The following is an 18,437-nucleotide window of genomic DNA, read 5'->3' on the forward strand; positions in this document are numbered from 1 at the left end:
CATTATCGTTGGTGCTGTCGATTTTCGGCCAGCAGCCGCTCACGCAGCGTTGGCCAGTGTTGTTTCAAGTGATCCGCCAACGGCTGCACCGTCATGCCGTCGGCTAGCACTTCCCCTTGCTTGTCGCACAACCAAGACGCCCCCGGAGTTCCGGGGGCGTAGGTGTTGCCAGGTTCTCAATTTACCGAGAGTTATTAGCTCTCATTGAGGACCGCTTCCGGGAAGTGGCGACGCAACATCCGGTTCTGAAAGTCGTCCACGAAACGGCTGTTGATGATAATGATGAACCGCTCGAAGGGTGCTTCGCTCTCGAGCTGTTCGATCCCGTCGACACTGTGGAATAGCCTGTCATCGCGCAGATGAAGGATATCACCCGGATCCAGGGTGATATCGACCAAGGGTTGCGTGCCAGCCTTGTCGCTGTAGAGGTGGTTTTCAGCACCCGCCACGTTTTCTCGATTGAGGACCAGAATGCTCAGGGCCTTGCAGCCATCGGCATGAATCCCCTGTCCCTGAAGGGGGTCGATGCTGCCTTCCCCGCGAACCCCGGTGATCTGCATCAGAATGGGTTCGTGCGCACCGATACTCCACAGCTTTGCCCAGGCGCGAACGAAGGCCTTCACATCCGGGCGTGCCATGAATTCACTTGTCAGCGGATCATAGTAGCGTAGGCGGTCGGCCATGCTCTCCGCGTCATTGAAGGCTCCCCCCTGGGCCATGGGACATTGGCCCATATCCCCGACATCGCCCTGATCATTCAGGGAGAGCCATGACATCCGCTTCCACCGTTGGTTGACATAGGGATCGCGCGGCAGGTCAGCGGTAAAGCCCTGCCAGGCGGTCAAATCGATTCGCTCCCGAATATCGGTTTTCGCCCACTCCTGATTCCTCAGCGCCTCGGCCACTCCCGCATTCCAATAATCGGAAGGCATGAAGGTGGGATCGAAACCGTGCTTGAGGGTATCGAGTTTCATGGTGGTATTCTCCTGTTAACTGGGCGGAATTGCCCTGTGTTGCCGGTGTAAGAACGCGGTCAACAGGAGAGAAATGAAAAGATCTGCAAAGATATGTCAAGAAATGTAATAAGAAAAATTAATTTTATTGAAAAAAGGATCAGACCGCTGATGACGTATATATGTAGGTTACCAACTACACATAGGTGTAAGATAACCACAACAAAATGACTATTTTTGCCATCATAATGGCTTTTGACAGTGCTTTTTCTTTAAGTGGATTCCATGACTGCCAGCCATTCCCGACATCACAGAGATCCGGAACGCCTGAAAAAGAACCGCAGGGAGTTTTCCGGTGCGCTCGCGTTGGAGGTGTCAACGACACCTTCCACTGATGGCATCGATTCGCATGATGCAGGCAAGGAAGACCTCGAGTTAGTACGCCGCCAGTATCTCGAGAGTGAGCAGCGATTCCGCGCCCTGCTGGAGAGTCTGCCGAAAGTGGCGGTTCAGGGGTATGATCGCGATCGGCGAGTAATTTACTGGAATGAAGGTAGCACTCGTCTTTATGGCTATACCGCCGAGGAAGCCCAGGGACAGTTACTGGAAGATCTGATCATTCCTGCCTTCATACGTGACAGGGTGATCCAGGCGCATGGTGTCTGGATCAAAGAAAAGATCGATATACCCGCCGAAGAACTCGAGCTTAAGCACAAAACCGGTGAACTGGTATCGGTCTTTTCGCAGCACCTGATGCTCAATAAGCATACCGACTCACCCTTGATGTTCTGCGTGGATGTCGATCTTTCCGACCAAAAGCGCGCCCACCGTGAGCTGGAATTCGCCACCCGTTTCGACAGGCTCACCCATCTGCCTAACCGTCAGACTTTCGAGGTCGATCTGGACAGTCTGTTGGATTCCTGTCGACGCCAGGGCAATGGCCTGACAACCATCTACCTGGACATCGATCACTTCGCCGAGATCAATGATGCCCTTGGCTATGATCAGGGCGATCGCCTGCTCATTGAGCTGACTCGGCGACTGAAAAAGTGCCAGCAAGTCACTGACCTGGTGTCCCGTGTCTCTAGCGATGAATTCGTGCTGGCTTTTCCCGGCGTCTACTTGGACCCCGATGTCAGACGGGTCGTTCGTCATGTCCAGAATATCTTTCGGGAACCTTTCGTCCTGAATGGTCGGGAGCGTCAGGTCACGGCCTGCCTGGGTGTGGCGCTCTTTCCCGGGAATGGTGAATCGACACGCGAATTGATCCGTAATGCCGATGTTGCCAAGAATCGTGCCAAACTGGATGGTCGGGGTACTGTACGTTTCTTCCAACAGAAGCTCCATGATGAGCTGGTTCGCCAGCACTGTCTCTCGACGCGACTCGAGGAAGCCTTGGATAACGGTGAATTCTCCCTCCACTACCAGCCCCAGGTTTCGGCGGCCAGCGGGCGAATAGAAAATCTCGAGGCCTTGTTACGCTGGCAACCTGCCGAGGGCCCGCCGATCTCGCCTGCCGAGTTTATCCCGCTGGCCGAGCGTTCCGGTGTGATCCATCGTCTGGGCGACTGGGTCATTGAGGAGGCTTGCCGCCAGCAGGTGGAATGGCGTGCCAAGGGATTTCATGAGCACCGCATCGACATTAATGTCTCGGGTCGTCAACTGGTGCGTCCCGATGCCCTCAAGCGCTTCGAGGACTCGCTGCAGCGTCACGGCTTAGGTCCGCGGGATATCGGCATCGAATTGACCGAGCATGTCCTGATCGAAGCCGACGAGACCGTCCTGGAGGACCTACGGCGCCTCTATGATCGCGGTTTTCGCATTGCTATCGACGACTTCGGGACCGGTTATTCCTCCCTGAGCTATCTCAAGCACTTTCCCGTCACCGCCCTGAAGATCGATCGCTCCTTCATCCACGACGCTCCCACACAGCCGAAGGATAGAGCCATCATGGAGGGTACCATCTTCATCGGTCATCGGTTGGGTTTGGAAGTGGTGGCCGAGGGTGTCGAGAACGCCGAACAGTTGTCATTGCTTCGCGACATGCATTGCGACCTCGTCCAGGGGTTCTTCTTCTACCGTCCGATGCCTGCCAAGGATATCGACCGCCTGCTGGGCGGTTTCGTGCCCGGTCACGAAGGGCTATCGAGCTGAGCCTCGCTCTTCATCAGGGGCGCCAGGAAGATCACTATTAAGCGTCGCCTTTCCGATCAGTGACGCAGCCAACCCCATTCACAGAGTGCTGCCTTCCCGCCTGCACGCGGTAGAAACCGTGTTCGCGATGGCGGTAAACAAGTCACAAGGCTCAGAGTTTCAGCACACCGCCCTGCTGCTACCGCAAACGCCCAACCCCATCCTCACCCGCAAGCTGGTTTACACCGGCATTACCCGATCCCGCAACTGGCTAACGCTAATCGAAGCCAAACGCGGGATATTGAATGATGCGGTGACTAGGGAGGTGATGAGGGTTAGTGGATTGCGTAAAATTAATACCGACTAGTGCATTTACAAAGGAAAAGCCGTGGTAAAAATCCACGACAGTACTTAAACTCAATGTTCATAACAAAATTAGCCGATATAAAATACAGCTTAAAATTACAACTTATGGATTATATCTGAATCGAAATGTTGAATATTAATATCCAAATCTTCTATTGTTTTTTGGAGCTCAGAATAATTTTCACTAGTACCGATAATAATTTGTTTACCCATATTTTTCACACCAGCTGATTTTGTTATAAATTCTCCAAAACTTTCATTTTTAGCTTCTTGCTGCCTTGGTTCATCCATTATTAGCAAACCCAAGTGATTGGTACTACCAATATCATTTTGATCAAGAGTTAAAATGGAATATAAATAAGCCCAAATAACCCGTATATTGTCACTTGCAGAAGCCTCAGAGTTTATGTCAACCTCATTTAACGTTGGCTTGTAACTACGCTCTGAAATCTCAAAATCACTCAAGTCATTACTGCTGTAACCAAAAACTTCCAGATTAGATACAAAATTTCTTTTTAAAACCTTTAGCTTTTTCCAATCACTTGCACTCAAACCGCTTTTCGGAAGAGCATCTAAAGCAGAGTCACTTAGCCTCCAGCTTTTCAAGGCATTTTCAAATCTTGCTTTTAATTCCTCCTCCTGCCTTAAAGCAGTTTCTATCGACTCAATATCATTTTCGATAATTATCTCTTTTTTGATATCACTTCTAGAAGGAGTATTTTTTTCATCTACTAGACTAGTTTTAATCTCACGTATAATGGCGCGAGTTTCACTGATTTTATTTTTAGCAATACCTAATCTAACTTCTTTTTTCTTAGTGCTTTCAATCTCACCTTTTAACAATGCACTAAATGCTTCTTTTTGCTTCTCAAGGTACTTAATATTATCTTCCAATCCTAGAATCTTTGTGCTTTCACTTTGTATATGGGAAAGCAAAGAGTCTTCTATTTCCATATGGCAAGTCGGGCACCTATTCTTTACCAACTGAAAATTTTCTTTTGAACCTATTGATTCTAATCTCTGTAAATCTTTATATTTTCGCAAACTATCATTTACATCATATACTCTTAGCTTAATAGAATCAGTATATTGTTGGGACGTATCTAAATCAGAAGCAAGTAAATTAATAGCTCTTTCCTGCTCAGATAATAAATAATTATTTTGCACTAACTCTTTTTCTAGTCTGAATATTTTTTTATCATTAGCTTTATAATTAGAATTAATAAATTTTAGCTTATCAAGATCTAATCTAAGATTTTCTAATCGCTCTCTGTACGATACACTCTCACTACCAAGCAAATAATAAAGGTAAGTAGACTGAGATAATTCAGTGTGCTTATTAATGTTTTCATCAAGTTCGCTTGAAACAAAACCAACTGTATTTTTTGCTACCAAGTTAAGATTTTCAGTACAAATATTCCATATTTTCTCTGAATCCTTCTTTTTTTGTTGAAGCTCTTGTTTTTTCTTATATACGGATTGCACATCTAAATCAAGAGTATATTCGATGATTCGCTCAGGTAGTTCTTTGATGCCCAGGTAAGACGGTAAAATATTTAAAATCCCTCCCCAACCTCGAGTCTGCTCAACATAGTTAATACAGAAAATTGATTCAAGATACAAAGGCGATTCCGCACCATTATACTTCAAAACAGTTGGCTGACTTACTCCCATAAATTCTGATAAAAAATAATGGAATCCTCGCTCACGAATAGCGGAGCCTTCGAAGCGTAAAAAATAGTCATGTGGGCTAGAGTCACCTTTAATTGCTTGTTCCACATTAGTATTAAAAAACACTGAAACAAGATCTTTTTTATCCACACTACTGCTTCGCATTAAAGTGACCAACTCACTACCGTTACTTATTGTAAGGTATATTTTAGATTCTATAATGGTTGCTTTAGAACCGTCAGCTTTTCTGAGTTGTGATGTAAGTGCAGTTTTTAAAGGTACCTTTCTAGACGGGCCTAGACAACCCTCAAGCCCTAGAGCAAATATAATTGACTGAATAATTGTTGACTTACCATGAGTGTTTTCTGCATGGATAATATTCAATCCTGAAAAAAAGGGAATATCTACCCCATAAAGGCCATCGCTTGTTACAGTTCTAATTGATAAATTTTCTATTCGTAAGCAACTCATGATAACCCACCAGTTATTAGAGAATCGATTACCTTCTCGCTAAAATGACTTTTGCTAAAAAGTTTTAAAAAGTCTTTTTCAAGAGTAAAAATACTGCTATCACTATCAATCTTTTTAACAAAACCTAACCCTTTCTCAGTCAGTTTAATACTTTTTGAAGCATCAAGTATAAAAATCTCTTCTCCTAGAGCTATATCAACAGCTCTATCAACTAAAGGATCAAATCTTACATTTACAGACAAGTTAAGCTCCTCTTTTTCAATAATTAACCTGTAAGAACGCCTTTTCTTTTCAGACGCTACCAGAGAGTAAAGAACTTGAATCTTTTTGGAGTTAGCTTTATTTCCTGAGCATATTTTAAAAAGTATTAAAGCGATTAAAGATATTCTCCAGAGAGGCCTTAACTCTGGATCAATAGGCGTTCCGCGATGATTAAATGTCATGGCATTCTTAGGAGAAGAATTGAATATATCCATTATTCAAATCCTAATGTACAATTCATCAACCAATCTGCGACAGTGCCTTTCGCTATTATTTCTAAATTATCACTATGCAATGCACAATAACTTTGAAGTTGACTTTTGAGAAATTCTGTTTGATAACCTATTTTTTGTTTTTCTGGGTCTGAGTCAATTGCTTCAATATCTAATTGCTCAGCTCTTTTAGCTGTAGCACTAGTAATTTTTTCATAATATTCCCCATAGTCCTGCTTTAACTCACTTACCATATTTTGGCTAATTATTGCATGTTTCGTTAAAGTATCAGCACCTTTTTTAATCACATTAGGATTACTATTTATCGCTCCTAGCTTTCGCATCATATTTTGCGAAAACTCTGGCGATTGCGTTTGATAATCTTCGATTTCATTTTCAGGAACACTAATAGGATCTAACTTTAATACAGCAACTCCTGCAGCCAATAAACTTGACTCTTCTTTTTTAAACTCATCACGTCCCCAAATTAAAACTCTAAAATCCTCATTGTCCACATAATCTAATTTCGCCTCAATAACTTCTTGCGTCTTTTTAGTAGCATGAGTTACAATTTCTTTTGATTTATGTTCAGGCACAACTAAAACCCAACGTTTAATTTTTGTATCTCCGAAAAAACCCTTCATTTTTGTGGTATTTGTGATAAATTTTCCTATATCCCGAGTCATCTTATCCCTTTGACTTTCATATAACTTACTTAATAAAACTACATTCTCAGCACAGTACATCTGATAAGCATTACCATCGAGCGAAAATCCTTCAATTCCGCCATCACCATTATGTTGGTCTGGTATAGGAATATAGTTCGCAGATGTATACCTTTCTCTTAAAAGGCAGTTAGCATGAGATTCCCATTCCTTTGGAGACCAAATTTTATTAGGGCTCAAATCCATAACTTAAACCTCTTATAATTTTACATTTAATTGTGTTGCGCACATTATTGTATTCACAATTTTGTTAAAAAAATTTAATTATGCACCAAAGCGCTGACATGGATACTGCATTTTTATCACCGATGAAAAATAGAAAAAATTTGACAGGCCACTAAAACGTATAAAAAAATCAGCTTTTAATTATCGATAGCATATTTAACCTTTCATTCTCTAACAATCTATATTTTTAATCACTAATTTTCAACTTTAGGTCTATAAGGGTTGATAAAAAATCGGTGATATTTTTATTATTCATCACATCTGCATTTTTCAAACAAAAGTAATAACCAGCTTACTTTAAAAATTTAGGTTATACCAAATTTTAAATTAATAGAATTGACGGTTAAAACCTTGCCAGCATAACTTTATGCACATGAAAAAACTTAATGAAAAATAATATGCATTGGCCATATTCATCTATTTTTTCCCTACAGTACTTTTTAATTTTAATGATTTAAGATTACCACTTATCTAATATCATGCCTAGGATTGATTAGCTTATTAAAGACACAATAAAATACTTTCAAAGTGAGTTAGCACTCACTTACTTTAAATCACTCTGCAATCCTTGATTGATAATGGTCAATATTGTGCTATCAGATAGCCAAAATAACCGATGAACCAAGCATGCTCCTGCGTATGTTTGATCCTTTATGGCATTAACCATTGCCCTGACCAATTATCGATGCGCAAGAACATGGCACGTCAGTGTCTCTGCTAAACGAATGCAGTCTCCTGAAAACTAGCACGTCCGGTCACACCAGAATGCCATGCCAGAAGCTGCGGGTACTCCTCTTTCCAGTTCACTTCTGGCAGCCTGAAGGCTAGGTAATCCAGCGCGACCGCAATAGCGATTTCACCCAGATAGATAGTTGAGGCTTGTTGTTTTTGGCTAAGCTCACTGTTCAGTTGATTCAACAGCCGCTGAATGGCTCGCGAACGCCGTTGGCCAAGCTTGCTCTCATCAATCTCATTGCCAACATGCTTTCTGGCAATCACGGTGGTGAACGCGGCATCCATCAGGTTTTGACCTAGCCCTGCCAGGTGCAGCACATCCCCCAGGTTGGCTGCTGGCAGCATTGGCGGGTTGGGGCTTACGCTATCCAGGTAAACGGCAATCAGCATTGATTCGCTAAGCGTGGTGCCCTCCTCCGTTACCAGCGCGGGAATGCGCCCGGCGGGGTTAGCCTTCAAGAGTTCGGCATCGTCTGCCCAGGGGTCGCACCACTTCAGCGTCACGGCGTCCGCCAAGCCTTTTTCCAGTAACACGATGCGCACCAGGCGCGCATAGGGCGAAGTGGCATTCAGGTAGAGTTCCATTATTGCCTCCCTTGGTATGGGGGTTACTAAGAGAAAGATGCATCAGGCACTGTAAACCACCACTAAGTAACAATTGCCGAAATTGCCGTTATTTAGACCTTTTTCACAAAGTGGGCGGTCACCTTCATGTCGCCCACGCCGTCGACCTTGCAGTCCAGTTGGTGATCCTTGCTCGCGCCGCTTGATCAAGACTTTGGTGCCCACCTTTAGTACCAGTGAACTGCCTTTGACCTTGAGGTCTTTGATCACGTGACTTTATCGCCTTCTGCTAACAGGGCGCCATGGGCATCTTTCACTGTTACGGCATCATCCCAATGGGGACAAGGTGGGCACGACATGTATGATGACTTCTGTGAGCTGGATTGAAGCGCCAGTGTATAATGCTTACGCCAGCTTCAACGTTAACCGTTCGACCAATCCCCTTGATAACGGAATATAGCTAAATCTCTGATCGGCACGCCCACTATTGATTGATCCAGAGTTTATTGACGGTTTCATTGTTTGAAAAATTATCGAGTGCGATTTTCTGACTACCGGCTCTCGCTTGGTGGTCATTAACTTATCACCTGAACGATTCAGCTTTGTCACGTCGGCGGTTTAACACTACATTGTAGGCCACACTTAAGTGAGCTTATACATTGCATAAGGCGATCCAATGGAGCCCGTTCAACCCTCTGGCTTAATGCTCCGCATCGAGAAAATGGGGGTGACCTATCCTGGAAATGTCCTCGCACTCCGGCCCACCACCGTTGATTTCCACAAAGGCGAGTTTACGGTTCTACTGGGCCTTTCCGGTGCGGGTAAATCGACGTTGCTGCGCTCCCTCAACCACTTGGTGCTACCCACCACCGGTAAAGTGATTTCGGCCGAGCTAGGTGTGCTCGAAACCCGTACGACGGTACGCCGTCATCGGCGCAAGACTGCCATGGTTTTCCAGCACCATCAGCTCATTGAACGCCATACTGCGCTCCAGAATGTGCTGACGGGTCGACTTGCTTATCACAGCACCTGGCGCAGCTTGTTTCCGCTACCCAGACAGGAACAGGCGCTTGCCCTGCACTGCCTGGATCGCGTCGGCCTGGCTGAGAAAGCGCTTACCAGGGTCGATCAACTGTCCGGAGGACAGCAGCAGCGCGTGGGTATTGCTCGTGCCTTGGCGCAGCAGCCCACCATGATCCTGGCGGACGAACCAGTGGCCAGCCTTGACCCAGCCACGTCTGAACGAGTGCTAACGTTACTGCGAGACATATGCCGTGAAGATGGTATTACCGCCATCATTTCACTGCACCAGCTGGAATATGCCCAGCGGTTTGCTGACCGCATTATTGGTTTAGCGAATGCGCAAATCGTTTTCGATGCAGCCCCGGCACAGTTACAGCAATGCCACCTGAACGAGATCTACCACGATGCGACAGGGGTTTTGTCCGACGCCGATGAAACCACCGAACCCACCCCTCAATCCGCGAATCCCCCTTTTATAAAACTGGAAATTGACCAATGAAACCGCTATTCCGCTTTTTCTTCGCCATCTGTGTTATGACGGGATTGACCCTACCCGCCTTAGCTGCGGAGCCTGATCCCAATCCGGATCGGTTAAAAGTTGCGCTGCTCCCTGATGAAAATGCCTCTGAGCTGATCAAACGCAACCAGCCATTGAAAGACTACCTTGAAAGCACGCTTGGAAAAGAAGTGGAGCTGATCGTCACCACGGATTATTCATCCATGATCGAAGCCATGCGCTTTGGTCGCATCGATCTCGCCTACTTCGGCCCACTCTCCTACGTGATGGCAAAAAGCAAAAGTGAGATTGAGCCCTTTGCGGCCATGGTGGTAGATGGCAAGCCCACCTATCGCTCCATCATCATTGCCAATGTCGATTCCGGCGTTGAGTCCTATGCCGATATCGAAGGCATGAAGATGGCCTATGGCGACCATACCTCCACTTCAAGTCACCTGATTCCCAAAACCGTGTTGCTTGAATCGGCGGGGCTGGAAGCAGGCGAGGACTATGAAGCTCATTTCGTTGGCTCCCATGATGCCGTGGCGGTGAACGTTGCCAATGGCAATGCAGATGCAGGCGGACTATCGGAAGTGATCTTTGAACACGTGATGGACCGCGGCTTGATAGATCGCAGCCAGGTTAGGGTGTTGGGTTACAGCGGGGAGTACCCTCAGTACCCCTGGGCAATGCGTTCCAACTTGGACCCGGCGCTCAAGCAGCAGATACAAGGCGCTTTTATTAGCATCGATGATGAAGAAATTCTGAGCAACCTAAAAGCCGAAGGTTTCGCCGCTATCACTGATTCCGATTACGATGTGATTCGGGAAATGGGGAGTCTGCTCGGCCTTGACTTCGCCGAGATGTAAGGGAGCATTATGAACCAGCCCAAAACGGATTCGCCGCCCCGTTCATCGGTTTCTCCTGACGCCGTGCTGGCAGAACACGCTCGCAGCTGGCGGAGCAAGCTCTTCCAAGCGGGTTCGTTACTGGCAGTGGTTCTCTTGGCTAGTTGGTACGTGGACTTGCTGAATTTTCGAATTCTCGCCAACGGGGTTCCTGCTATCGCTACCCTGGTGGGGGAATCACTGCCTCCCGATTTCACCCATGCCATGGATTGGATAGCGCCGCTGGTCGATACACTCGCCATGAGCATTGCCGGTACGGCGATAGCGATAACCGCCTCAATACCCTTGGCATTCTTGGCCGCTCGCAATACCTCGCCCCACCCCGTGGTCTTCCACATAACCCGCACGATGCTGAACGCTCTGCGCTCTGTGCCCGAGTTGGTGATGGGCATTATCTTCGTTGCTGCAGTGGGTTTTGGCGCCTTGCCGGGGGTGCTCGCTCTCGGCCTTCATTCCATCGGCATGGTGGGTAAATTCTTTGCCGAAGCGATTGAACATGTCGACCCAGACCCAGTGGAAGCCGCCAATGCCGCTGGCGCGACTCGATTACAGGTGCACTGGCACGCGGTACTCCCGCAGGTTCTGCCGCAGTTTGCCGATGTCTCCATCTATCGCTGGGAACACAACTTCCGCGCCTCTACGGTCTTGGGCATGGTGGGGGCCGGCGGGATCGGCTTCGAGCTAATAGGCTCTTTACGTATCATGCAATATCAGGAAGTCAGCGCCATCCTGATTGTCATACTCGTTATGGTGACGATGGTGGATAGCTTGGGCAGCCAGCTTCGTAAGAAATTCAAGTAAGGAAACCAAATGAAACCAAGGGGTTTCATTCCCTCCAGGTACACGACAGTGGGCTGGCAAGGTGGGCTGTATCTTTGTAGCTGGGCGACTCGAACATAGCCACTACCACCTGCTCAAAGCGTGTAGCGAGCAGTTTGTCTTAGTAGACTCAACGTCTATGGCGAAGATGCCCTCTTTACAATGTCGATATCTATTTTGCTGCCCTCGAACCAGAAACCTGGACACCCGTTGCCCTATTCGCTTTTCAGTCGGTTCATAGATGCGTGTAAAACGGCGAGAACGTCAATTTGATCTGGTTTGATGTAATAAATAATGCGGTAAGCGCCACACAAGACTTCCCTTATTTGAGCGATATCGTACTCTGGCACCTTGCGTCCTGAAGCGGGGAAATCACCAATCTGTTGTGACCTTCGGGTGATTTTATCAACGGAGCTCAACGCATAAGCTTCTGAGTCCTGCGCGATATAGGCATAAATTGCGTCCAAATGGGCTTCTGCTGTTGCGGTCCAGAACACATTCATTCAGGCAAGCCGTATTTCTTGCGTATATCCGCCACGTTCGTAATGTTACCCGCTTGGCTATCTGCCATGCCCTTTTCGATGGTCTCCCGTACGTAGATCTCATGCATTAGGTCTTCCCAGGTAGCATTCGCAGGAAGTTGCTCAATTAGCTTGTGTGCGTCGTCTTTGCTCATCGTAGCTGACATGGTGACTACCTTTTTTAGTTACGTAGAAAATACTTTTCGAGGATACCTTGGGTTACCGAGAGTGTTGCGGTTTATGCCATTTTCTGCAAATTCATCGCTAAGTTTAATACCTATTTTGTCGCCCCTGAACCAGAAACCTGGACACTCGCCCTGGCAAGCTTTGCTGACACGTTGCGTGATGCGGTGGTGGTGGATAAGCCTTAGTGGACTGCACTGGCAAGTTGATCAAGGTGGCTGCCCTGGATGGCGTTGAAACCTGGGTATTGATCCATGTTGAAGTACAGGGCGAACCAGAAGATAGCTTTGCCGAGCGTATGTTTACCTACCAGTACCGATTGCGTGACCGCTATAATATTGATGTGGTCAGCCTTGCCGTACTGGCAGATACTCGCGAGAGCTTCCGGCCCACGACCTTTCACTATCAACGCTGGGGATGTGCGCTGTCCTTTACCTTCCCCATGGCTAAACTGATTGATTGGGAAGCGCACTGGGCAGAACTGGAAGCCAGCGATAATGTCTTTGCTTTAGTGGTGATGGCTCAGATACAGGCCAAGCGAGTGAAGAAGAACGCATCGCGAAAGGATACCAAAGTGGCTCTGATCCGGCTGCTCTACGAGCGAGGCTACACCCGCGATCAAGTTTTACGGCTGTTCAATATCATCGATTGGATGATCCAACTGCCTAGAAGTTTAGATCCTGAGTTTGCACAGGCGGTTTACGCCATACAGGAGGAGAAGCACATGCCTTACGTCAACACGATTGAGAGACTGGGTATTGAGAAAGGACGTCAAGAAGCAGAGCAGCGCGCATTGGAAAGCAAACGTAATGCAGCCCGTAAGCTAATCGCTCGCACCGAAATGGATGACCAGATGATCGCCGACATCGAAGAGCTGAGCGTCGAAGAAGTAGAAAGGTTGCGGGCCGAGACCCAGCACTAAGCTCGCCTTCTATCTCTTATTAGCTGTTCGCTTAGCCCGACGAGATCATCAGCCACAAAATCCCACGCTTCTTCTGCTTCTAAATCTTTGCTCTGGCTGGGTCCGTACTCCGTGGGCCGAGGTATAAACGCCGTTTTCATGCCGAGTGCTCGCGCAGCATGCAGGTCAGCATTATGCGCCGCACACAGCATTACCTCTTCGGGCGGCAGGCGTAGCAGGCGGCAGGCCCCTAAATAAACCTCAGTATCAGGCTTGTAGTGTTCGAATAACTCAGCGCAGAAAATCATGTCCCACGGTAGCTGGGCGTGACGGGCAACATCGACCATCAGCGAAACGTTGCCGTTGGTCAGCGTCCCGATAATGGTCTGCTCTTTCAAGCGTTGAAGGCCACGTTGCACATCCGGCCATGGTGTTAACCGATGCCAGAAGAGGTTAATGCGATCAATGGTCGCTTCGTCCAACGCAATCCCATGTTGATCGAGGAGTTGGACCAGGCTTTCGCGGTGCAGATCATCGAGTATTGTCCAGGGGATTTCCCCTTTGCGTACCCTATCCATTGAAGGTGCATAACGCTGCCGCCATTGATCAGCCAGCGCTTCACTGGGTAGATCAATTCCCAGCTCTTTCTCAAGCTCCCCGAACTGATGAATCAAGCTGGAACGCCAATCAACAATAGTGCCAAATACGTCAAACACGATGGCTTTCATTAGTGTCTCCTTTCCGCTGGATAGTGATTAACAGCCCCACTAACGTCATGGCGATCAGCAGACTCCAGCCAAGCATAAAACTGCCACTTATATCTAACAGCCACCCAAGGAGTGGTGGTATCGATACAATCGCCAGTTGGTTAATCGCCATGGCCAGGCCTAGCACAAAGCCGGTTTTATCAGCAGGTGCAGACTCAGCCACATAAGCTACCCAAGGGCCGTACCAACCAAAACCAAAAAAGCCCAGCCAGGCCATCAAACCACCCAGCATGAACATTGAATGTAGCGGCAGCCAAACCAATATCAGCAGCCCTACTATTACCGCCACCATGCACACCATTACCGGAAAGTAGCGTGAGCGACAGCGGTCGCTCCAGGCCGCCAGCAAAATACGCCCAGCAACCCCGGCCCCTTGGGCTACGAATAGCAACGTCGCCGCCTGCAGTACCTCCATCTGCAAACGGCTATGCAGATAGAGCACGGTAAAAATCAAAATGCCGTACTGAACCGAGATCAAGCTAATACCGGAGGCCATGATCTGCTTCATGGCCGGTTCGCGAATCATCGCCATTCGCGACAAAACGACGGTTGTCACGCTGCCTTCAGAGGCTCTTGCGACCCGCACGACGCCAGTAGGCGCACGGTACAAGAGCATAAAGACCAATGCCCCGAAGATCGCAATCAGCCCACCGACTAGAAAAGAGGCGCGCCACCCCCAGGTAATAGCAACGGTTGGCAGTATGATCGCCGCCAGCGCCCCACCCAGCGGCAAGCCAGCCTGACGAATGCCCATGGCAAAACCACGCTGGGATTTATCAAACCAAGCGGCTACTGACTTGCTACCGCCAGGCTGGGCGGTACTGTAGCCCGCTCCCACTATGACCAAAAACAGCAGCATGGCCCAGTAACTCTCAGCCAGCACGGCGGCGCTAAGCGCGATACCCACCACGAGGGTGCCTACTCCTACTACCAAACGCTCACTGAATCTGTCAAGCAACTCCCCGGCAACCAACAACCCAACCAAAGGAACCAATTGAGCAGCCGAGACCAATGCCCCAATTTGCAGCGCAGAGAGCCCCATATCTGCCTGGATATAAACGCTGATGGCCCCGATACCTTGAACAAAAAAACATGCCGCTGCTTGAGCCAGGGTGGCTATCAGCAGAATGACCCAGCGGTAGTTTTGAGCAGATGTCATCGGCAGCATCGTCGTCATAGGGAGTCTCAGAACATTGAGCTTTTCCTTAGCATTACCCATTTCTTAGCGTTAAACCATAACGATATCGCAACGCCTGTTGCCAAATCAGCAAGCACCGCGGCTTTTCGGGCTAAGTTGCGTTACTGGATAAAAGAGACGAAACAATTGCCAAGAGTTAGACTCAGCTGACTGCGTCGTAACGCGGCTAGAAGTATCCCGGTTTATTAGGCTTTTTTCACAAAGTGGGCGGTCACCATCATGTCGCCGACGCCGTCGACCTTGCAATCTAATTGGTGATCCTTGCTGTCCATTAATCGCTTGATCACCGCTTTGGTGCCCACCTTGAGTACCAGTGAGCTGCCTTTGACCTTGAGGTCTTTGATCATCGTTACCTTGTCGCCTTCCGCTAACAGCGTGCCGTGGGCATCTTTTACCGTCGCGGAGTCTTCCGCCTCGGCCTCAGTGGGGTTCCATTCGTGGGCGCACTCGGGGCAGATGAACAAGCGTTGATCTTGATAGACGAATTCGGATTGGCAGTTTGGGCAAGGTGGGCACGACATGAATGATGACTTCTGTGGGTTGGTTTAGGCTGCTTATGATACTGAGCCAGCAGCACCGTGGCGAATGCCTACACGCCAGCCCAAGAAAGGAGAAGCCAGGATGAACAAGTTTGATTGAAGCGCCAGTATATGGTGTTTAGCCTGCTTGGTTAAACGTTCTGGTTATCCCCATTAACATACGAATAGAGCAAAATATCGGATCGGTAGGCCCAGCCCTGATTGGCCCAAAACGTTTGGGCGGCTTCGTTCTCGGGCAGAATCATCAGGTGTGATTTCAGGATGCCTTCACTCTCCAGCGCTTCCAGGCAGAGGCTTACCAGCCGTGTAGCAATGCCTAAACGGCGGTGAGAATCCGCCACCGAGAGGTGCTGCACATAGCCGCGCTTGCCATCGTGGCCCGCCATGATCGTTCCCACCAGCTCTCCTTCTACTTCTGCTACAAAGCTCAGGCCGGGGTTGCGCAGCAGGTACTTCTCAATGCCTTCCCGTGAGTCGGCGTCGCGAATTCGCACGCCTGCACTTTCGCTCCATAAGGCAATGGCGGCTTCGTAATCGTTGATGGTCATGGTGCGGTAGTGCATCAGGCGGCTCTCATTGGGTGGTGGCATCGTCTTGTTCGTTCTGCTGGGCGGGGTGGTTGAAGTGATCCTTCTGCTCTGCCCATTTCAGCAAGGCGTCCAGCGCGGGGCAAGGGGAAATTGCCCAACTCTACGGTGCTATACACGATGCCATGGGAGCCTTATCCGTCGCCATGCAATAGGAAGGGCTAGAGAAAGTAGCCGCTCTAAAGGCGGCGGCCTTAGTAGCATAACGAAGGATGCAGAAGCGTACGCTTACGTATGCGACCTAATAACAAATGACCGACAGCGGGTGTGGTTGATTTCCTTTTCGCCTTCATCCTTCATGCCTATCTTCATGGCGACCTTAATTGACCCAAGGTTTGCCTGGTCAATGTCGGCGACCACTTTGGAAAGCGCCAGCGTTTCAAATGCATGTTTTAGCACAGGCCTGGCGGCCTCTGTTGCAAAGCCCTTTCCCCAAGCAGATCGACTGAACCGCCAACCAATTTCAATTTCAGAGCCGACTCCATCATAAGGAATCAGAAGTATCCACCCAAGGAATTGATTTGGATGCTTGCGCAGGAATACGGACCAGTAGCCGAGTCCTTCGCCGAAGTAGGTTTCTATCCGCTCTCGTACGAATGCTTCGTGACGGACAGGATCATCCCAGGGGCCTGCTACAAACTTCGTCACCTCTGGGTCGCGGTCCATCGCCAGGCAGGCCGGTAGGTCTGCGAGTGTTCGGGGCTTAATCGTCAGACGTTCGGTATCAAACGTAGGTAAAGTCTTCATTTGGGTTCCACTTAAAGCGTCAGGCCGAGGTAGAACGCTGGTGTAATTTTTATGTCTGCCACCACACCACTATCCCCGGTTCGACCCGGCCTTTGGAAGGTAGTTGCTCGTTACGTGCAAAATCCGCCCATAGCTTACGCAGGCGCTGGCCGTGTTCGAGCAGGGTCGGTTCATCTACGTCTTTTACCAGGTCGGCATACTGCCAACTGGCAGGCTCGCCCAGCAGTAGCGCCAGTTCAATCGTGTGCGCGGCACCAAACGGGTAGCGGCCCTTGCCCCAGTCCAGCCGGTAAACGTAGGCGTTGCCTCTCGCACTTGCGTGGCGGCGGGCAAAAGAGCGCGCATCGCGCTTGTATACCTTGTTCGTCGTGGCAGCCACCATCGCCCTAGAGGCCCGCTCACCCACGAAAGGAAGCTGTCGGATGCGCATCAGCTTTGGTGACATCACCAAAAACAGCGCGGTCTCCTCTGCGGTGGTGCCAATGAATACATCATATTTAGGCGCAAAGCGGCGCCAGGCAGCATCAATATCGGATTCAGCAGGCAGTGGGTAGTGGCCGTACTGGGTGCCAAACGGCATCGCCGATTTGAGTCCAAAACCGCTGGCGGCTTCGACCACTTGGCTCTGCACGCGCAACACTTCCTCCAGCGGTGCATCGTCTTCCAAGGTGGCAGCTACTTCGCCCATCTTGGTATTCATTTTCGCCCGACCACGGCTAATGCCCAGCGGCGCACTCTGGATGATGGCACGCTGAAAAAGCCCCTCGGTGCCGTCGGCAATCATCAAATGAGCGGCAGCATCGCCCCCGGCGGAGTGGCCGAACAGCGTGACGTTACCAGGGTCGCCACCCATAGCCGCGATATTGGTATTGACCCAGCGCAGCGCCGAAATAAGATCGAGCAGCCCCAGGTTGGCAGGGCGGTTGGCGTAGCCGCCCAAAAAGCCCAGCAGGCCGAGCCGATAGTTTACGGCCACCACGATGACGTCCTGTTCAAGCGCGAGCGGGCGCACATCGAATACCGATAGATCGCCAGCGCCAAACACATAAGATCCGCCGTGAATCCATACCATCACCGGGCGCGGCGCCGTGGCGGGGCTATCCGGCACGGTCACCGACAAATGCAGCTCACCCTCAACAGAGTGGAACTCCTGTTCGGTAACGCCTAATGCCTCATTGAGCTCCGGGATGGTGTTTTGCGGCGACGCTGGCGACCACTCGGTGGCCTGGATGGGCATTGTCGATATCGGTTCATCAACTGGAGCGCAGAAGCGCTGGGTACGCGCATAGCGAATACCCGTGGCGCGAATAACGCCACGGTCGCGCCAGCCGACAACTTCACCTGCGGGGGTATTAAAACGCGGGGCGTCCTGGTCGTTTGGCTCGGTGGCGGGCATACATTTCCTTGGAATTTGAAATAAGCGCAGCATGGC

19 protein-coding genes and 2 pseudogenes are annotated in these 18,437 nt (G+C 49.3%); 6 read left to right on the forward strand and 15 right to left on the reverse strand.

Features of this window, described 5'->3' with window-relative positions; translation table 11 throughout:
* Positions 1–2: 2 nt before the first annotated feature.
* Positions 3–131 carry a hypothetical protein gene (locus ACFFLD_RS18325; RefSeq protein WP_386042956.1) on the reverse strand — a complete coding sequence of 43 codons (129 nt, stop codon included), beginning with the start codon at positions 129–131 and terminating at the stop codon, positions 3–5.
* Positions 132–194: 63 nt separating this feature from the next.
* Positions 195–974, reverse strand: a complete 780-nt coding sequence (locus ACFFLD_RS18330; protein WP_386042957.1) for a 2OG-Fe dioxygenase family protein — start codon at positions 972–974, stop codon at positions 195–197.
* 264 nt (positions 975–1,238) lie between these two features.
* Here ACFFLD_RS18330 and ACFFLD_RS18335 point away from each other — a divergent pair, with 264 nt between their 5' ends.
* Together ACFFLD_RS18335 and ACFFLD_RS18340 are read left to right on the forward strand one after the other, a co-directional pair.
* Positions 1,239–3,107 carry a putative bifunctional diguanylate cyclase/phosphodiesterase gene (locus ACFFLD_RS18335; RefSeq protein WP_386042958.1) on the forward strand — a complete coding sequence of 623 codons (1,869 nt, stop codon included), beginning with the start codon at positions 1,239–1,241 and terminating at the stop codon, positions 3,105–3,107.
* Between the two features lie 22 nt (positions 3,108–3,129).
* Positions 3,130–3,453, forward strand: a pseudogene (locus tag ACFFLD_RS18340) (ATP-binding domain-containing protein); the annotation flags it as partial.
* Between the two features lie 95 nt (positions 3,454–3,548).
* On the opposite strand, the gene ACFFLD_RS18345 reads toward ACFFLD_RS18340, so the two are convergent.
* The 5 genes and pseudogenes from ACFFLD_RS18345 to ACFFLD_RS18365 all read right to left on the reverse strand — a co-directional run bounded on the left by ACFFLD_RS18345 (position 3,549) and on the right by ACFFLD_RS18365 (position 8,675).
* Positions 3,549–5,594, reverse strand: coding sequence for a hypothetical protein (locus ACFFLD_RS18345; protein WP_386042959.1), 2,046 nt, complete (start codon positions 5,592–5,594; stop codon positions 3,549–3,551).
* Entirely contained in the window at positions 5,591–6,070 is a 480-nt protein-coding gene (locus ACFFLD_RS18350) for a hypothetical protein (RefSeq protein ID WP_386042960.1), read from the reverse strand. The genes ACFFLD_RS18345 and ACFFLD_RS18350 overlap by 4 nt, the downstream gene beginning before the upstream one ends.
* On the reverse strand, positions 6,070–6,978 hold the full coding sequence (locus ACFFLD_RS18355) for a hypothetical protein (protein WP_386042961.1): 909 nt from the start codon (positions 6,976–6,978) through the stop codon (positions 6,070–6,072). The genes ACFFLD_RS18350 and ACFFLD_RS18355 overlap by 1 nt, the downstream gene beginning before the upstream one ends.
* A gap of 756 nt (positions 6,979–7,734) precedes the next feature.
* Positions 7,735–8,337: a glutathione S-transferase N-terminal domain-containing protein gene (locus ACFFLD_RS18360; protein ID WP_386042962.1), complete on the reverse strand. Its 603-nt coding sequence runs from the start codon at positions 8,335–8,337 to the stop codon at positions 7,735–7,737.
* Between the two features lie 92 nt (positions 8,338–8,429).
* A pseudogene (locus ACFFLD_RS18365) lies at positions 8,430–8,675 on the reverse strand (zinc ribbon domain-containing protein YjdM).
* Between the two features lie 317 nt (positions 8,676–8,992).
* Here ACFFLD_RS18365 and phnC point away from each other — a divergent pair.
* From phnC to phnE, 3 genes are read left to right on the forward strand one after another with little or no spacing between them, the layout of a single operon-like run.
* Complete coding sequence (phnC, locus tag ACFFLD_RS18370) at positions 8,993–9,838, forward strand: phosphonate ABC transporter ATP-binding protein (RefSeq protein WP_386042963.1); 846 nt, start codon at positions 8,993–8,995, stop codon at positions 9,836–9,838.
* Positions 9,835–10,704, forward strand: coding sequence for a phosphate/phosphite/phosphonate ABC transporter substrate-binding protein (phnD, locus tag ACFFLD_RS18375; RefSeq protein WP_386042964.1), 870 nt, complete (start codon positions 9,835–9,837; stop codon positions 10,702–10,704). The genes phnC and phnD overlap by 4 nt, the downstream gene beginning before the upstream one ends.
* A gap of 9 nt (positions 10,705–10,713) precedes the next feature.
* A complete protein-coding gene (phnE, locus tag ACFFLD_RS18380; protein WP_386042965.1) occupies positions 10,714–11,544 on the forward strand; it encodes a phosphonate ABC transporter, permease protein PhnE in 831 nt (276 codons plus the stop codon).
* Positions 11,545–11,777: 233 nt separating this feature from the next.
* On the opposite strand, the gene ACFFLD_RS18385 is transcribed toward phnE, so the two are convergent.
* Together ACFFLD_RS18385 and ACFFLD_RS18390 are read right to left on the reverse strand one after the other, a co-directional pair.
* Positions 11,778–12,065 (reverse strand): type II toxin-antitoxin system RelE/ParE family toxin, encoded by a 288-nt coding sequence (locus tag ACFFLD_RS18385; RefSeq protein ID WP_386042966.1) that lies wholly within the window; start codon positions 12,063–12,065, stop codon positions 11,778–11,780.
* The gene (locus tag ACFFLD_RS18390; protein WP_386042967.1) at positions 12,062–12,250 is read right to left on the reverse strand and encodes a hypothetical protein; all 189 of its coding nucleotides are present in this window, start codon (positions 12,248–12,250) and stop codon (positions 12,062–12,064) included. Before ACFFLD_RS18390 ends, ACFFLD_RS18385 begins: the two co-directional genes overlap by 4 nt.
* A 203-nt stretch (positions 12,251–12,453) precedes the next feature.
* On the opposite strand from ACFFLD_RS18390, the gene ACFFLD_RS18395 reads away from it, so the two are divergent.
* On the forward strand, positions 12,454–13,188 hold the full coding sequence (locus ACFFLD_RS18395) for a hypothetical protein (protein WP_386042968.1): 735 nt from the start codon (positions 12,454–12,456) through the stop codon (positions 13,186–13,188).
* Here ACFFLD_RS18395 and ACFFLD_RS18400 read toward each other — a convergent pair.
* From ACFFLD_RS18400 to ACFFLD_RS18425, 6 genes are all read right to left on the reverse strand, one after another.
* Entirely contained in the window at positions 13,185–13,895 is a 711-nt protein-coding gene (locus ACFFLD_RS18400) for a haloacid dehalogenase type II (protein ID WP_386042969.1), read from the reverse strand. The genes ACFFLD_RS18395 and ACFFLD_RS18400 overlap by 4 nt on opposite strands.
* Positions 13,876–15,111: an MFS transporter gene (locus ACFFLD_RS18405; RefSeq protein WP_386042970.1), complete on the reverse strand. Its 1,236-nt coding sequence runs from the start codon at positions 15,109–15,111 to the stop codon at positions 13,876–13,878. Before ACFFLD_RS18405 ends, ACFFLD_RS18400 begins: the two co-directional genes overlap by 20 nt.
* Before the next feature lie 206 nt (positions 15,112–15,317).
* The gene (locus tag ACFFLD_RS18410; RefSeq protein ID WP_386042971.1) at positions 15,318–15,653 is read right to left on the reverse strand and encodes a zinc ribbon domain-containing protein YjdM; all 336 of its coding nucleotides are present in this window, start codon (positions 15,651–15,653) and stop codon (positions 15,318–15,320) included.
* Between the two features lie 149 nt (positions 15,654–15,802).
* The gene (locus tag ACFFLD_RS18415) at positions 15,803–16,261 is read right to left on the reverse strand and encodes a GNAT family N-acetyltransferase (RefSeq protein ID WP_386042972.1); all 459 of its coding nucleotides are present in this window, start codon (positions 16,259–16,261) and stop codon (positions 15,803–15,805) included.
* 225 nt (positions 16,262–16,486) lie between these two features.
* Positions 16,487–17,005, reverse strand: a complete 519-nt coding sequence (locus tag ACFFLD_RS18420; RefSeq protein WP_386042973.1) for a GNAT family N-acetyltransferase — start codon at positions 17,003–17,005, stop codon at positions 16,487–16,489.
* Positions 17,006–17,054: 49 nt separating this feature from the next.
* Positions 17,055–18,401 (reverse strand): carboxylesterase family protein, encoded by a 1,347-nt coding sequence (locus ACFFLD_RS18425; protein ID WP_386042974.1) that lies wholly within the window; start codon positions 18,399–18,401, stop codon positions 17,055–17,057.
* Positions 18,402–18,437 lie beyond the last annotated feature (36 nt).

Origin of the sequence: Vreelandella sulfidaeris (assembly GCF_042429665.1) — a bacterium.
GTDB lineage: Bacteria > Pseudomonadota > Gammaproteobacteria > Pseudomonadales > Halomonadaceae > Vreelandella.

What these genes read in the sequence shown, in the direction of transcription:
- ACFFLD_RS18360 (WP_386042962.1), bottom strand. Translation starts at nt 8,337, where the DNA reads ATGGAACTCTACCTGAATGCCACTTCGCCCTATGCGCGCCTGGTGCGC.
- ACFFLD_RS18330 (WP_386042957.1), bottom strand. Translation starts at nt 974, where the DNA reads ATGAAACTCGATACCCTCAAGCACGGTTTCGATCCCACCTTCATGCCT.
- phnD (WP_386042964.1), top strand. Translation starts at nt 9,835, where the DNA reads ATGAAACCGCTATTCCGCTTTTTCTTCGCCATCTGTGTTATGACGGGA.
- ACFFLD_RS18345 (WP_386042959.1), bottom strand. Translation starts at nt 5,594, where the DNA reads ATGAGTTGCTTACGAATAGAAAATTTATCAATTAGAACTGTAACAAGC.
- ACFFLD_RS18415 (WP_386042972.1), bottom strand. Translation starts at nt 16,261, where the DNA reads ATGCCACCACCCAATGAGAGCCGCCTGATGCACTACCGCACCATGACC.
- phnE (WP_386042965.1), top strand. Translation starts at nt 10,714, where the DNA reads ATGAACCAGCCCAAAACGGATTCGCCGCCCCGTTCATCGGTTTCTCCT.
- ACFFLD_RS18385 (WP_386042966.1), bottom strand. Translation starts at nt 12,065, where the DNA reads ATGAATGTGTTCTGGACCGCAACAGCAGAAGCCCATTTGGACGCAATT.
- ACFFLD_RS18355 (WP_386042961.1), bottom strand. Translation starts at nt 6,978, where the DNA reads ATGGATTTGAGCCCTAATAAAATTTGGTCTCCAAAGGAATGGGAATCT.
- ACFFLD_RS18390 (WP_386042967.1), bottom strand. Translation starts at nt 12,250, where the DNA reads ATGTCAGCTACGATGAGCAAAGACGACGCACACAAGCTAATTGAGCAA.
- ACFFLD_RS18350 (WP_386042960.1), bottom strand. Translation starts at nt 6,070, where the DNA reads ATGGATATATTCAATTCTTCTCCTAAGAATGCCATGACATTTAATCAT.
- ACFFLD_RS18400 (WP_386042969.1), bottom strand. Translation starts at nt 13,895, where the DNA reads ATGAAAGCCATCGTGTTTGACGTATTTGGCACTATTGTTGATTGGCGT.
- phnC (WP_386042963.1), top strand. Translation starts at nt 8,993, where the DNA reads ATGGAGCCCGTTCAACCCTCTGGCTTAATGCTCCGCATCGAGAAAATG.
- ACFFLD_RS18425 (WP_386042974.1), bottom strand. Translation starts at nt 18,401, where the DNA reads ATGCCCGCCACCGAGCCAAACGACCAGGACGCCCCGCGTTTTAATACC.
- ACFFLD_RS18335 (WP_386042958.1), top strand. Translation starts at nt 1,239, where the DNA reads ATGACTGCCAGCCATTCCCGACATCACAGAGATCCGGAACGCCTGAAA.
- ACFFLD_RS18410 (WP_386042971.1), bottom strand. Translation starts at nt 15,653, where the DNA reads ATGTCGTGCCCACCTTGCCCAAACTGCCAATCCGAATTCGTCTATCAA.
- ACFFLD_RS18405 (WP_386042970.1), bottom strand. Translation starts at nt 15,111, where the DNA reads ATGACGACGATGCTGCCGATGACATCTGCTCAAAACTACCGCTGGGTC.
- ACFFLD_RS18420 (WP_386042973.1), bottom strand. Translation starts at nt 17,005, where the DNA reads ATGAAGACTTTACCTACGTTTGATACCGAACGTCTGACGATTAAGCCC.